This window comes from Trichlorobacter sp. (genome assembly GCF_030247655.1).
Classification (GTDB): Bacteria; Desulfobacterota; Desulfuromonadia; order Geobacterales; family Pseudopelobacteraceae; genus Trichlorobacter.
Genome location: NZ_JAOTRZ010000069.1, coordinates 1 through 13,309, shown reverse-complemented (window position 1 = coordinate 13,309; position 13,309 = coordinate 1). Strand labels below are relative to the sequence as shown.

20 protein-coding genes are annotated in these 13,309 nt (G+C 53.6%); 8 read left to right on the top strand and 12 right to left on the bottom strand.

Annotated features, from left to right (window positions below; all coding sequences use genetic code 11):
* The first annotated feature begins 164 nt into the window (after positions 1-164).
* From OEL57_RS08155 to OEL57_RS08135, 5 genes are read left to right on the top strand one after another with little or no spacing between them, the layout of a single operon-like run.
* Positions 165-347, top strand: coding sequence for a hypothetical protein (locus tag OEL57_RS08155; protein WP_300739478.1), 183 nt, complete (start codon positions 165-167; stop codon positions 345-347).
* Positions 344-619 carry an integration host factor subunit alpha gene (locus OEL57_RS08150; RefSeq protein ID WP_300739476.1) on the top strand — a complete coding sequence of 92 codons (276 nt, stop codon included), beginning with the start codon at positions 344-346 and terminating at the stop codon, positions 617-619. The genes OEL57_RS08155 and OEL57_RS08150 overlap by 4 nt, the downstream gene beginning before the upstream one ends.
* Before the next feature lie 41 nt (positions 620-660).
* Positions 661-816: a hypothetical protein gene (locus OEL57_RS08145; RefSeq protein WP_300739474.1), complete on the top strand. Its 156-nt coding sequence runs from the start codon at positions 661-663 to the stop codon at positions 814-816.
* An 8-nt stretch (positions 817-824) separates the two neighbouring features.
* Complete coding sequence (locus OEL57_RS08140; RefSeq protein WP_300739471.1) at positions 825-1,121, top strand: putative quinol monooxygenase; 297 nt, start codon at positions 825-827, stop codon at positions 1,119-1,121.
* 37 nt (positions 1,122-1,158) lie between these two features.
* A complete protein-coding gene (locus tag OEL57_RS08135) occupies positions 1,159-1,908 on the top strand; it encodes a septal ring lytic transglycosylase RlpA family protein (protein WP_300739469.1) in 750 nt (249 codons plus the stop codon).
* 131 nt (positions 1,909-2,039) lie between these two features.
* Here OEL57_RS08135 and OEL57_RS08130 read toward each other — a convergent pair whose 3' ends face one another.
* Complete coding sequence (locus OEL57_RS08130; protein ID WP_300739467.1) at positions 2,040-2,507, bottom strand: FKBP-type peptidyl-prolyl cis-trans isomerase; 468 nt, start codon at positions 2,505-2,507, stop codon at positions 2,040-2,042.
* 116 nt (positions 2,508-2,623) lie between these two features.
* Here OEL57_RS08130 and OEL57_RS08125 point away from each other — a divergent pair, with 116 nt between their 5' ends.
* Positions 2,624-2,809 carry a hypothetical protein gene (locus OEL57_RS08125; protein WP_300739465.1) on the top strand — a complete coding sequence of 62 codons (186 nt, stop codon included), beginning with the start codon at positions 2,624-2,626 and terminating at the stop codon, positions 2,807-2,809.
* Between the two features lie 41 nt (positions 2,810-2,850).
* On the opposite strand, the gene OEL57_RS08120 is transcribed toward OEL57_RS08125, so the two are convergent.
* The 8 genes from OEL57_RS08120 to OEL57_RS08085 form a co-directional block, all read right to left on the bottom strand.
* Complete coding sequence (locus OEL57_RS08120) at positions 2,851-3,789, bottom strand: rhomboid family intramembrane serine protease (RefSeq protein WP_300739463.1); 939 nt, start codon at positions 3,787-3,789, stop codon at positions 2,851-2,853.
* Positions 3,790-3,822: 33 nt separating this feature from the next.
* Entirely contained in the window at positions 3,823-4,752 is a 930-nt protein-coding gene (locus OEL57_RS08115; RefSeq protein ID WP_300739461.1) for a D-2-hydroxyacid dehydrogenase, read from the bottom strand.
* Positions 4,753-4,795: 43 nt separating this feature from the next.
* On the bottom strand, positions 4,796-5,308 hold the full coding sequence (locus OEL57_RS08110) for a cupin domain-containing protein (protein WP_300739459.1): 513 nt from the start codon (positions 5,306-5,308) through the stop codon (positions 4,796-4,798).
* A 23-nt stretch (positions 5,309-5,331) separates the two neighbouring features.
* Positions 5,332-5,748 (bottom strand): secondary thiamine-phosphate synthase enzyme YjbQ, encoded by a 417-nt coding sequence (locus OEL57_RS08105; protein ID WP_300739457.1) that lies wholly within the window; start codon positions 5,746-5,748, stop codon positions 5,332-5,334.
* Positions 5,732-6,940, bottom strand: coding sequence for an HD domain-containing protein (locus OEL57_RS08100; RefSeq protein WP_300739455.1), 1,209 nt, complete (start codon positions 6,938-6,940; stop codon positions 5,732-5,734). Before OEL57_RS08100 ends, OEL57_RS08105 begins: the two co-directional genes overlap by 17 nt.
* Positions 6,937-7,854: a tRNA (adenosine(37)-N6)-dimethylallyltransferase MiaA gene (gene miaA, locus OEL57_RS08095; RefSeq protein ID WP_300739453.1), complete on the bottom strand. Its 918-nt coding sequence runs from the start codon at positions 7,852-7,854 to the stop codon at positions 6,937-6,939. The genes OEL57_RS08100 and miaA overlap by 4 nt, the downstream gene beginning before the upstream one ends.
* Positions 7,855-7,866: 12 nt before the next feature.
* Entirely contained in the window at positions 7,867-8,244 is a 378-nt protein-coding gene (locus OEL57_RS08090) for an FKBP-type peptidyl-prolyl cis-trans isomerase (protein ID WP_414718507.1), read from the bottom strand.
* Positions 8,245-8,351: 107 nt separating this feature from the next.
* Positions 8,352-8,696, bottom strand: coding sequence for an HIT domain-containing protein (locus OEL57_RS08085; protein WP_300739450.1), 345 nt, complete (start codon positions 8,694-8,696; stop codon positions 8,352-8,354).
* Between the two features lie 137 nt (positions 8,697-8,833).
* Here OEL57_RS08085 and OEL57_RS08080 point away from each other — a divergent pair, with 137 nt between their 5' ends.
* On the top strand, positions 8,834-9,877 hold the full coding sequence (locus OEL57_RS08080; RefSeq protein WP_300739448.1) for an acyl-CoA thioesterase: 1,044 nt from the start codon (positions 8,834-8,836) through the stop codon (positions 9,875-9,877).
* On the opposite strand, the gene OEL57_RS08075 is transcribed toward OEL57_RS08080, so the two are convergent.
* The gene (locus OEL57_RS08075) at positions 9,855-11,027 is read right to left on the bottom strand and encodes an MFS transporter (protein ID WP_300739446.1); all 1,173 of its coding nucleotides are present in this window, start codon (positions 11,025-11,027) and stop codon (positions 9,855-9,857) included. The genes OEL57_RS08080 and OEL57_RS08075 overlap by 23 nt on opposite strands.
* A gap of 160 nt (positions 11,028-11,187) precedes the next feature.
* On the opposite strand from OEL57_RS08075, the gene OEL57_RS08070 reads away from it, so the two are divergent.
* Entirely contained in the window at positions 11,188-11,937 is a 750-nt protein-coding gene (locus tag OEL57_RS08070; protein WP_300739444.1) for an acyl-[acyl-carrier-protein] thioesterase, read from the top strand.
* 363 nt (positions 11,938-12,300) lie between these two features.
* Here OEL57_RS08070 and OEL57_RS08065 read toward each other — a convergent pair whose 3' ends face one another.
* A complete protein-coding gene (locus OEL57_RS08065) occupies positions 12,301-12,576 on the bottom strand; it encodes a DUF3820 family protein (RefSeq protein ID WP_300739442.1) in 276 nt (91 codons plus the stop codon).
* A gap of 6 nt (positions 12,577-12,582) precedes the next feature.
* Positions 12,583-13,309 (bottom strand): dethiobiotin synthase (gene bioD, locus OEL57_RS08060; RefSeq protein ID WP_300739440.1); only part of this gene is annotated, 727 nt, incomplete at its 5' end.

Genomic DNA, 13,309 nt, shown 5'->3' with positions numbered 1-13,309 from the left:
AGCCCACCCTGTATCTTACACAGGAACGCAACGTCCGACTGGGCAAGTGGGTGGGAGCTGTTCCGGGATATCAAGAGGTTGTGCGGGAGCCGGGCTATTTTGAGATCATTCGTACCACCCTGCATCATTGGCAGCAGTGACCCCGGAAGGAATTCTTGCCGATAGTGTCTGCAGCAGATAAACCGGACAAAAGCACCCCGCCAGCATTGCCGATGGCGGTTCAGGTGTCTGATATGAATTACGTGCAATTGGCGATTGATGAGGGGTATATTGACTCAACCCCTCCTGCAAAGCGCTCTGAGCTTATTAAGCAGAAGAAAATTACATACGACAGGAAAACGTTATGACCAAAGCAGACATCGCAGAAAAGATCCACACTTCCACCGGCCTGTCCCAAAAAGATTCCGCTGCCATGATGGAATCGGTCTTCACCATCATGAAGGAGTCTCTGGAGGCAGGCGAAACCATCAAAATATCCGGCTTTGGTAATTTTGAAATCAAGCAGAAGAATGCGCGCCGTGGCCGTAACCCTCAAACCGGTGAAGCCATTACCATTGCAGCCCGCAAGGTGCTGACCTTTAAACCAAGCAACGTGCTGAACACTGCTATCAACAGATGACTTCACACGGTACCAGGCCCCCCACAGCAGTTGATAAAGCCATGGCAAAGGTTTGCGAAAACTGCCCGGTCTGTCGTCATGCCCGCCATCATCAGCAGGGGATGGCCTTCAATTTTGTGAAAAATATCGAACAGGAGATCTGCCCGTTCTGTAAAGCCTATGAACGGGTACACGGCAAAAAAGCCCATGAAAAATGAGGATATCCATGTCAAAAGTAACTGTGGTGGCAAAAGTACTGGCAAAAGCTGATGCTGTTGAGACGGTAAAAGCCGAGCTCCTGAAAATGATAGCGCCGACACGTCAAGAGGATGGCTGTATCGAATACCGGCTGCATCAGGACAGCGACAACCCTGCCCTGTTCATCTTCTACGAGAACTGGCAGAGCCTTGCCTGCCTGGAGCAGCACATGCTTTCAGCACACTTTCAGGCATACGTTACGGCAGTCGGGGATCTACTGGCTGACAAAACCGTTCTGAAGATGTCTGAAATATCCTTGCCTTAACGCCTAAAACAACCAGATAAGGGAAAGCATTACTACTATGTCCCGCTACCGGCTGCAGATTACAGGCCCTGCCAACATCATCATGCTGCTGGTGATTACGCTTCTTTTTGCGGGCTGTGCACGGCAACGCTATACGGTGCCTGACACAGCACCGCACAAGATTTCAAAACCGTATGTTGTGCAGGGTAAGCGGTATGAACCACTGGCCACCGCAGACGGTTTTGTGCAGGAGGGCCTTGCCAGCTTTTATGGCCGGGACTTTCATGGCAGAAAAACCAGTAATGGTGAGCTGTTTGATATGCATGGGCTGACTGCGGCCCATAAAACACTGCCGTTCGGCGTGTACGTGAAAGTGGAACATAGACGGACCGGCAAAGAGGTGCTTGTGCGGATCAATGATCGTGGTCCCTTTGTGGGCAACCGGATTATTGATCTTTCTGAAGGTGCTGCCTCAAGGATTGGTCTGCTTCAGGAAGGTGTTGCAGCGGTAAAAATCTCAGCGTTGGGCTATAAATCCGGTGACAGTTACCGCCAACTGTCAAGCTATGACACAGGCAGCTACACCATCCAGGTCGGGGCATTTACGGTCAAGGAGAACGCTTACCGGTACAGGGATGAGCTGAAAAAGAACTATGGCGCGGCTGATGTGCAGGACTCCTGGATCAAAAATACCAGATATTATCGGGTACGCTTGGGCCGTTTTGAATCGTTACAACAGGCTCAGACAAACAGAGATGAGTATGAGCAAAAAGGGTTTAAGGGCTGTTTTGTGGTAGCGGTTGATTAACAGCGCGCCGGATCTATTGTTGTTTCCTGAAGTAGACAGCAACATACGCCTTAAGACGGCAGTTACTCACCCAAAGCCGCTACGCACGCAACGCAAACCAACCGTTATCTGAACCGGTTTTGCCCCACAGGCTAGCAGACCGTTGCCATGCTCTTGCCTGCCGCGATCTCCCTTTCGCTTGCAGGACGCACGCTGAGTACCGTGCCTTCAAACACCAGTACCATACCTGCCAGAGGATGGTTGGCATCCAGTACTGCCTTGCCTTCTGCAACATCGGTAACCGTAAATACGAGATCATTGCCGTTTTCAGTCTGCTCAAGCTGCATACCGATTTCCACCGGTTCATTAAATGCATCAACCGATTCAATCCTGACCAGATCAGCATCATATTCACCAAAGGCCTCAGCCGGTTGCAGGTGGACAATGATACTTTCACCTGCTGACTTACCCTCCAATGCCGCCTCTATCCGCGGGAAGATGTCAGCATAACCGCCATGCAGGTAGCTGAGCGGTTCCTGCCCCTCATCAACCGGAATGCCATCACTATCTGTAACCGTATAATCAAGGGCAACAACGGTATTTTTTTTAATTCTTGCCATCTTTGTCTCCTGTCTTCAGGTTTTAAGCAGTCGGCAGCATACGGTATTGAGCAGATTATGGCAACTGCAGGCTGTTTTATTGGTGGTATACTTATCCTGTAAAACGGGGGTGACGTATGAAACTGCTCAAAACAAAGGTCTGGCACTGGCGGGATATCTGGTTACTGAAGTGGTGTGCATTTCTGTTCGGTATTGCAGCTGGTGCCTACTTTCACCAGTGCGTTATCAAGTATGCGTGGGTAATCATCATTGCGGCACTGCTGCTTGCCCTGCGTCCGGCAGCAGCCTATTGGAAGGATTGATCGACCCTTTCAGCCAACAGGTTGGCAACAGCTGTCTGCAGCTAGAGCTGCAGGGCACACCACCAGGCGGTTACGACGAGCAGGCAGCTGAATACTGCCAGTAGAAAACGCAGGCAACGACCGGGATAGCCATAGCGGCTGATCAAGACTTCGGTGAGCAGCCCCAGCAGCAGCCCTGCCAAAAGACCGAAAAAATGGGCGCCGACATCGGTGTTTTTCCCCTCACTGCCGATCAGGACAAGCAGTGAAAGCGCTGCAGCCACAGGCACGGCCCAGCGCCGTTTCTTCAGTTGCCTGTAGCGCCGTACACTGAGACCAGCCAGAATGCCGACCACGCCGAACACCGCTGTGGAGGCGCCAATCGAATTATGCGTGGCCGGCTGCAGATACCCGTTGGCAAGATTGCCGAGTAGACCAGCCCCCAGCAGCAGCGTCCAGCCTAACCCGGAGCCCAGTTCACGACAGAGCAGCACAACAAATACGCCACCAATACAGAGGTTGCCCAGAAGATGCTGCAAGTCGGCATGCAGTGTCAGGGAAGTAACCAGTCGCCACCACTCCCCGTCCAATATTTTGGCTGACTGCATCATGCCGATTGAAAACCAGTCTGGGTAACGTCCGGAAACCGTTAGCAGATCGGAACGGACAAGATTGTGGAATGCTGCAAGCAGGATCAGGATTGAAAGGGTGGTATAGATACTGGCATCCAGTGGCTGGTGTGGAGGCGGCAAGGGTGGCCAATTACGGTTTTCATCTTCATAGAGTACTATTTCATGAATCGCTAGCGCCAACAGTTCATCAGGCACCAGCAACCGCCAGTGGCCCTGTTCTGGCTCCAGGCGGTACGGAATCCCTTTGGATGCCAGCACCACGGCCCAAACCGCCGAATACCGGGCACCGGCAGCAACAGCGTCGGGCAGCAGCTGCCTCCACTCCCCCGGCAGGACTGTTTCGCTGCCATGACTGTCATCCATGTTCATCCCGCAGTCACCGTGCCCTCTGCCGGATCAAGGCTAAAGCTCCCGGAGCCGCTCCAGCCACTCCTGAATAAAGAGATCGATGTACTCCCAGCTGACAGCGCTGGAGTGCGGCGTGATCAGTACGTTACGCTGTTTCCACAAAGGGGATGCAGAAGCTAGCGGTTCATGGGCAAAGACATCCAGCCCCGCTCCTGCCAGTGGGCCCTGTGTAAGGGCCGTCAGCAGGTCTTGCTCCTGATAGCAGTTACCACGCCCCAGGTTGTACAGAAACGCCCCCGGCTTCATTGCCGCAAAATGCTGTGCAGTAAAAATACCATCGGTTTCCTTTTCACCTGGTAGCAACAGTACCAGATGATCAGCATGGGGCAATTCTTCTTCCAATCTATCAAAGGTGGTCATGCTATCAATACAGGGCGGAAGCTCATCAGGCACAGTACGTCTGACCCCGGTGACCCGTGCACCAAACGCCTTGAGCAACTCTGCCATGGACGTACCCAGCGCCCCGCAACCGATGATCAGCACCTGCTGGCTAAAGAGCCCGACACAACTGCTGTAGTCATCCCGTCCCCAGACGCTCTGTTTCTGGTCCTCAACTGATGCTCCGATTCTGCGATTGAAGTACAGCATCATCGAAAGCAGGCTTTCACGCATGATCCGGCCATGAAAGCTGCCGTAGAAGGTCTGCACCCTGCCAGTGGGATCTTCTGCCACCCAGTCATGTCCGGCAGCCGGGGTAAAGACAGCCTTCAGCTTCGGGGCCAGCGCGTACCACTCCGGCTTAAAGGACCAGACCAGAGCAACTTCAGCTGCAGGGAGTTTTTCCAGAAATTCTGTTTTCCCTTCGGCAACCGTGATGGTGCAGCCCGGCAGGGCCTCCTGAATATATCTGATGTGGCGCTCAGCACCGGAAAAGGCAGCTACGGACTTGTTTTGCAGATTGATCAGGAGATTGGTTATGTTCATAAATCACTCGTTACAATTAAGTTGTTTGATGATGCTGCCGGCTTTAGCGGGTCAGACGATTAATGAGTGCTGCATGGTCTGGATACTGTTGTAACAGCAGGGGTTTGACACCCATTTCAAAGTCTGCAAAATCAAATCCCGGTGCAACCGTACAGCTTACCAGGCTATACTCCCCTACCCCGCTCATCTCAGCCCCAAACCAGGTTCCGGCTGGCACCATGGCCTGAAAGACCTCTCCTGCCGCGATACCAGCCCCAAGCCTGATTGCAGAATAGACACCGTCCGCTGTCAGCAGGTGAATGGTCAGGCTTGCACCACCATGGAAAAACCACAATTCATCAGACTTGATTCTATGCAGTGCAGAACAGTCCCCCTGCTCCAGCAGAAAATAGATGGCAGTACACAAGGAACGCGGCCCATCAAAGCATTCCGGCAAGGCATCGCCCGGCATGCTGTTGGCTGAGCGATAGGTTTCCCGATACCAGCCCCCTTCCGGGTGTTGAACAAGCCCAAGGGCACTAATCAATGCTGTTGCTGGTGGATTTTGATCACTCATGGCAGAACTCCATCTATCCGGCACTATTCGCCGATTATTTTGACCAGCACCCGTTTTCTGCGCTTGCCGTCAAACTCACCATAAAAAATCTGTTCCCAGGGCCCCAGGTCAAGGCTGCCTTCGGTAATTGCCACCACCACCTCACGTCCCATGACCGTGCGCTTCAGGTGGGCATCACCATTATCCTCATAGCCGTTGTGACGGTAGCGGGAATGCGGCTTTTCCGGGGCCAGCTGTTCCAGCCAGTCTTCAAAATCCTGATGCAGGCCGGATTCATCATCATTGATAAATACACTGGCCGTGATATGCATGGCATTACAGAGCAGCAGTCCTTCGCGGATGCCACTCTGTTTCAGGCAGTCTTCAATGGTGGGCGTGATGTTGAGAAATGCCCGGCGGGTGGGTGTCTCAAACCAGAGTTCTTTACGAAATGTATTCATATGACCTCAACAATCTGATTCTGTGCTGCAGGATAAAGTCAGGCCGATGCTTTTCCTGCATCGCCTCAAGTTGTTCTATGTTTATACCCAGCTGCGTACTGTTCATGGCAGCCACCTCCAGGGCCTGAAACCACTGATCAGGGGTACTGTTGCCCGGTTTGTCAGCGGCTGACACAACCGGCAGGATCCGGCTGATACCGGCCTTGCGGGCCTGATCCGCCATCCGTAGCCTGGTTGCATCCCGCAGCTCAGACCAGCGGTTCAGGTTGGTATGCAGGCGGCTGATCCAGGCCAGCGCCCTGCCCCACTCTGCTGGCAGGCAGAGCCGCTTACACAGGTTCAGTGCCGGCTTGAAGCCTGCTTCATCATGACCATGATGCTTGGGATACCGGGCCGGATCAGTTGACAGTTTGCCAATGTCGTGGAAGAAGGCACAGAAACTGGCAAGGGGATCTGGACTGACTGCTGCAGCCCGTTGCAGCACCTGCAGGCAATGGGTCAGCAGATCACCTTCAGGATGGTGCTGCAGAGGTCCGGCAGGAATATCCGGCATCCTGAACAGCTCCAGCAGCCAGTCTGTACCAAGCCTGTACTGAATCATCTGCTCAAAAAAACGCTCCGGTTGGCTAGCTGCCAGGGCCTTGACCATCTCACGACTGAACCGCTCAACCGGCAGACTCACCAGCTGTTCAGCCCAATCCTGGTGCTGAATCTGTTGCGCCGTTTCAGAAGCCAGCTGCCAGCCATCCGCCACAAAACGTATAGCACGGATAAGCCGTAGCGGGTCATCCGTAAAGCTCTGATCGGAACAGACCCGCAGCAACCGTTGCTGCAGATCCTGCTGGCCGTCTAAAGGATCATACCACTTGCCATGCAGGCTTAGGGCAATGGCATTAACAGTGAAGTCCCGCCGCCTCAGATCAGCATCAAGCTGACTGATATCATCAAGCCGGATCAGCTCAAGCTTACCCAGCTGAGCGTCATGCTGAAACCAGATCGGTCTGGTGGTCTTGCCTGCAACCAGTCGAAAACCAAGCGATGGCAGCAGCTCCTCAGGCAAGACGGCGATCAGGTCATAATCACAGGCAGGCTGCTGCAACAAAAAATCCCGCACCGTACCGCCGACCAGAAAGATCTGCTCATGGTACTGCAATGGAAAGAGCTGTTGAAAGGGCTGCAGCAGGGTATTCATACAAAATTAGCAGAGATGATCTTCCGGGCTTCTGCAACCGGGTCACCTGCTCCATCCAGCCAATGAATGACCACACCGTTTTTCTCCATCCGGCGGAACCAGGTTTCCTGGCGTTTGGCAAAATCATGAATGGCGGCATTCAGCTTTTGGAACAGGTCATTACGGTTCAGCTCCCCACGTAGGAACATCCCCCCATAACGGTACTCCAGACCATAGTAGTCCAAGCGCTCCCACCCTACTCCACCGGCATGCAGCTGCTGTATCTCATCAAGCATACCTGCATCAAGCCGCTGACGCAGACGTTGGGTGATCCTTCGGCGCAGTTCTGACCGTTCCCAGCGGATACCCAGCACCAGCGGACTGATGGCAGGGAACGGTTCCTGCTCTTCCTGCCCGTCAGGTTGGTAGCTGGCAATCTCAATGGCCCGGATTGTCCGGGTTCTATCGGTCTGATCGGTCCGGTTATGCTGTTCAGGCACCAGTTTCAGCAGCATCTCAACCAGCTCTGCATCACTTTTATCGGCCAGCTCTGCCCGCAGTTGCAGGTTTTCAGGCACCTCAACCATCCGGTAACCCCGCAGCGCCGCATCCAGATACAGACCGGTGCCACCACACAAAACCGGCAGCTGACCACGGGCGGTCACCTCTTTAAAGGCCTGCAGAAACAACCGTTGAAAGGTAAAGACGCTGCACTCCTGCCCCGGTTCCAGCAGATCAATCAGGTGGTACGGAACAGCACCATATTCGTGCAGATCTTTACCAGTGCCGATATCCATCCGCCTGAAAACCTGTCTCGAATCTGCCGAGATGATCTCACCGGACAGTTTCTGCGCCAGCGCAACAGCCAAACGGGTCTTGCCGGAAGCGGTCGGACCGAGAATAGTCAACAGGTTACAGGCGGATGATGGTTTCACAGGTAATCGTGCCTACTTCAGCACATCCAGCAGTTCAACATCAAACAACAGGGTGGCGTTGGGTGGTATCACGCCGCCAGCACCTCTGGCGCCATAACCCAGATTGGCCGGGATAACCAGTTTCCGCTTGCCACCAACCTTCATCCCCATTACCCCCTCATCCCAGCCCTTGATAACCTGCCCAACGCCGATAATGAAGTTGAACGGCTGTTTGCGATCCACCGAGCTGTCAAACTTGGTGCCGTTCTCCAGCGTACCGGTGTAGTGTACCTTAACCTGCCTGCCCCTGGTTGGTGAGGCACCTTTGCCCACCACAACATCAACATACTTGAGTCCTGAATCGGTCGTTGTCATCTTGTTCACCTTTGTTTCCGCGGCGTGCACCGGCATCGCACACAAGATTGCCAACACTACCGCACTGCTCAATTTGATCAGGTTACGCATCTGAACCACCTTTCAAAATATGATCTGGCTATACCAGTTGTTGCCTGCTTGTTTCAATAGGGTCGCAACTGTTCACCGGCGCCAATATGCCAGTGCAGGTGCTTGGATGACTGGTAGCTCCCCAGATTGGTATAGACCCGGCAGGCCCCGAACCGGGCCATAAAATCAGCTGCAATCAGCTTTGCTGTCCGCATCAGTTCCAACAGCAGTTCGTTGTCAGACTCTTCCAGGGTAATCAGCGATTCAACGTGCTTTTTTGGAAGCAACACCACATGATGTTCCCAAAGCGGGTTGGTGTGATGAAAGGCAAAGACCTGGTCATTCTGGAGATAAACCGGCACCTCCAGCAGCCCCTTCAGTATCTTGTCACAATAGAAGTCACAAATTGTTTCTGACATGTCAGCTCACCTTGCCCTAACGTTAGTCTGCATACTCTCTGTAGCATCTGCAAGCTGCCTTGCGCAACACCTCTTGGCCATGTACAGTACCGTATAGAGAATCTGTCAGATAAAATTCTGCAAGGTGGAGCAAACAGATGACCAGACCATTAGAAACCTCATTATACAAGGTACTACCGCTTGCATCAGACCTGAAGGCCCGCCGCCGCTACATGATCGTGGATGAGCCGATTGTGGGCAACTTCAGATTTGGCCTGCTGCTGGAGGATCTGGACATTATGGCAGAGCAGGCAGCACTGGGCTATGCCCGCAGCATCCATCCCGATGCCAAGGTGGTGACCGCTGCCATCGACAATATCATTGTACGGCATGTGGTTGATAATGACCGGGATATTAAGATTGATGCCCGGATCAACCATGTCGGCAGATCATCCATGGTGGTGGGGATGCGGGTTGAACACCCCGGTGATCCGGCCACCCATATCGCCTCGTGTTACTTCACCATGGTGGCCAGAGGTGGCGAGTCTGCCGAGGAGAGCAGAGTGCTGCCAGCGCTTGAATACCAGGAAGAGCTTGAACAACATCGGGCTGAAAAATCAATGCAGGAACGGGAACAGTACCGCCAGCAGCAGGCAGCCCAGCAGGAACCTCCCAGCCGTGAAGAGTATGAGCTGTTGCGCCAGTTACATGAAGCCCAGGATCAGCCGGGCTTTAGCGGCTGCAAGGCTGATAGTCTGGTGGTTGAATCGTGGGAACGAATGTACCCTGAGCAGGAATATGTGCCTCACCGGATCTTTGGCGGTTACATCATCCGCAGGGCCTATGAGCTGTCATCCATGTGCGCCGAACTGATTGCACCGGACCGGGCCTTGATCGCTGCGGTCAACCGGATCAACTTCTTCCATCCGGTCAGGCTGGGGGACAAGCTGCATTATACCTGCCGGGTGGTCTACACCTGCGACAGCTTTGTCTGTGTTGAAGCCAGCATTGAGCGGGTCAGTCGGGACCGCAACAGCAAGGCCCTTTCAAACTCCTGCCTGTTCACCTTTGTCAATGTCAACAAAGAGCTGCAGCACCAGCCGGTTCCCGCTATCTATCCTACCACCTATGCCGAAGATGCCCGCTATCTGGCAGCCTTTCGCAGCCACCGGGCGATGGTCAGGCACTACCACCTGATCTAAGTATCTGCCCATGGGTTTCAGGCAGCCTGATAAACTGGGCCAGAATCAGTGAAACCACCCCCAGCACCGCTCCCATGATGAACGGTATCCGGTAGTTGATCATCCAGAGGTAGCCCCCCAGGGCTGGCAGGAAGACCGCGGCAATATGGTTGATGGTGAAACCGACCGCCGAGGTGGGGGCGATGTCTGCCGGATCAGCAATTTTTTGAAAATAGGTACGGATCGCCACGGCAAAGTTGAACAGGACATAGTCGATGATGTACATCCCGGCCACCAGCCAGCGGGAAGAGGCATAGGCGTAGGTCAGAAAGACCATAATCACGCCTAAATACTCCACCGTACAAAGGGTCCGCTCACCAAAGGCGTTGATGGCCCTGCCGATCATCGGGTTGATGATCCAGTTAATCAGATTATTGATGATGAACAGCACCGTGATGGCCTGTACTGAAAAATGGAATACCTTGACCAGCAGGAACATGGAAAAGACCATGTAAATCTGGCGCCGGGCGCCGGACATAAAAGTCAGGGCATAGTAAAGCCAGTAGCGCTGCTTCAGAAACATCCGCAGTTTCTGGGGTGGCACACTCGCATGGCTGGGGTCCTGAAAGACCGCCCAGAGCCCGGCCAGGGCAACCACAATCCCTATCACCAGAAACATACCGCGGTAATCCAGCACAAACCCCATACCCCAGATGGCAGCAGCAGAGATGATACTGGTCACCGCTGCCAGACTACGCAGTTTGCCCATTACCAGGGGAGATTGATGGGTGGAGAAGTATTGCAGGGTCAGGGACTGGTTAACGGTCTCATAATAGTGGAAGCCGAAGCTCATCAGTAGTGTGGTCAACGCCACGCCGCCAAAGGTAGGGAAAAAGCCGGTCAGAGCAACTCCGACCCCCAGCAGGATGATCGACAGGGATGCCAGCCGGTGTTCCCTGATCACCAGCATCACATAAATAGCCGTTAGCGCCAGAAAACCGGGGATCTCACGGATGGATTGGGTCAGGCCGACATGGAGCCCTTCAAGGTGTACCGTCTCAACGGCAAAGTTGTTGAACAGCATGGTGTAGCCCTGCATCCCCACCATGGAGGCTGCAGTCAGAACGGCTAAAAACCTGAACATCGGCTTATTGGTAGAAGTGGTAAGCATTTGTTACAGCCGGTCTTTCATCAGTCTTCCCCTTATGTTGAGGTATCTTATGTGCGCAGTGTAGTGCAACTGACTGCGTCAGGCAACAGTATCTGCCGGACCAGGCTGATTTGCAATCATGTCCGGTCCTGTGCTATGGCATTAGGCAAGGGAGAAAGGCATGCACTATCAGCTGCAACAAACCGTCAATGCCCGCTATCACGAGCTTGATCCCCGTAACTGGGTCCGCCTGACCGTTATCCTGGCCTGGCTGCAAGAGGTTGGCGCAGAGCATGCCCTGCAACTGGGTGTGGGGCTTAAGCACCTGCATAAAATGGGCTTAACCTGGGTTCTATCGCGACTGACCATTGAGCTACTGCGCCCTGTTATCGGTACTGAGCAGGTAACGGTGAGCACCTGGCCGGTGACCCGCGATGGTTTTTTTTCAATTCGTGATTTTCTGCTGACTGACCAACAGGGACAGACCATTGGGCGCGCCACCAGTTCATGGGCTGCACTGGACCTGAAAACACGCCGTCCGGTAAAGATTGATGAACATCTGTCCAACTATCCGCTGCACCTGCAGCGAGCACTGAATGATCCGTTTGCAACGCTTCCGCTGCTTGAAGGATGCCAGACAGGACTGCAACTGCCGGTACTGCGGGCTGATCTTGATATGAACAATCATGTGAACAACACGATCTATGCAGGCTGGGCACTGGAGGCGGTACCGGAAGAACTGATAAAACGGGCAGTGCCGGTCCTGATTGAAATAGGATTCCGGGCCGAGGCGCTCTATGGTGACAGCATACAGAGCTGTTGCGTCCCAAGTCCTGAAGATCCTGCAATTCTTATCCACAGGATTGAGTCAACGCAAGACAACCGGGAGCTCTGCAGACTGCGCACAACCTGGAAGAATCTTGATTTATAAGGAACACTCCACCACACAAAATGAGAAGAGGCCCGCAGTTTATGCGGGCCTCCGGTTTTACGTTACTCTATGCACCATGTTCATGGTATGCAGGCTACTTCTGCAGGCAGCCTGTTTATTGCTTCATATGTTGCCAAAACAGCGAGGCGGCGTATCTTCCATAGTGTTTCCTCCATAAAACCTGCATCTGCTCCGTGGAAAAAATCACAAACAACCTTTTGCTTCTCCTTCTGGTACTTTGTTTCTTGTTTCAGGTAGCGCTACCTTGATTTCAAGATACCTTTTCCCAGCAAATAAAACAGTCTGTTTTTTATTTTTTTTGCGGCGTATAGTGTGTAAATATGCTTTCCGGCTAATAGGCCATCAACTGCCGATGCTCCCCCTACGCAACGGGGTAAAAAGATATTCCAGCCCGTTTACCTTTATCGCATGAACCGTCTGCAACATCCTGCCCAAGCGCCCCTCCGGAAACCCGTTCGCGGCAAACCAGACCACATAACGTTCCGGCAGATCTATCAGCAAACGCCCCTGATACTTGCCAAACGGCATCCGCATCTCTGCCAGTGCCATCAACTCTTCAGGATCAGCAGTTGCCTCCAGACAGGGCTGCAGTGGATCATAGGAGGAGGGGGAATTCAAGCTGGCTTACTCTCCCCCGCAACTGCCGGAGCAGCCGCAGGAAGAACAACCCTCTGAAGTCGCGGGGGTTGAGCAGCCACTATCTTCAGCACCGCCCAGCACCCGCAGAATGATGTCACTCTTGGGATCGTTGTTAAACTGCTCTGCCAAGCGCTCCACAACTTCTTCCTGAGAACCGGGCAGGTCATCCCAGATCCCCAAAATCGGTGCGCCGCAGAGTGATCCGATCTGGTGGGATGCACCCTTCTCGGCAAGGCCGGGATTGGCAGGAAAGCGGTTGACCATAACTCCCTTGACCTCAATATCCATCTGTCCGGCTGCAAAACAGGTCAGTACACTATGGTTGATGGTGCCCAGATCAGGACGGGCCACCACCAGCAGCGGCAGGTCAAGCTGCTTGACCAGATCAGCAATCAGCAGACCGCCGTTGAGCGGTACCATCAGCCCCCCTGCCCCTTCCACAATCACAAACTCATACTGTGCTGCCAGACGACGGTAGCTTGCTGCAATGTGACTGAAATCAATCCGCACCCCGTCCAGCTGTGCTGCTTCAACCGGAGCAATCGGCTCACGCAGACAGTACGGGGCAACATCATCGGTACAGTCAACACCGGCAGCCCAGGCCAAAAGTTCGGCATCCTCAGAGATCAACTCACCATTACGCTCAACACAACCGCTGGTAACCGGCTTCATGACTCCGACGTTTACACCACGTAATTTGAGAATACGGGCC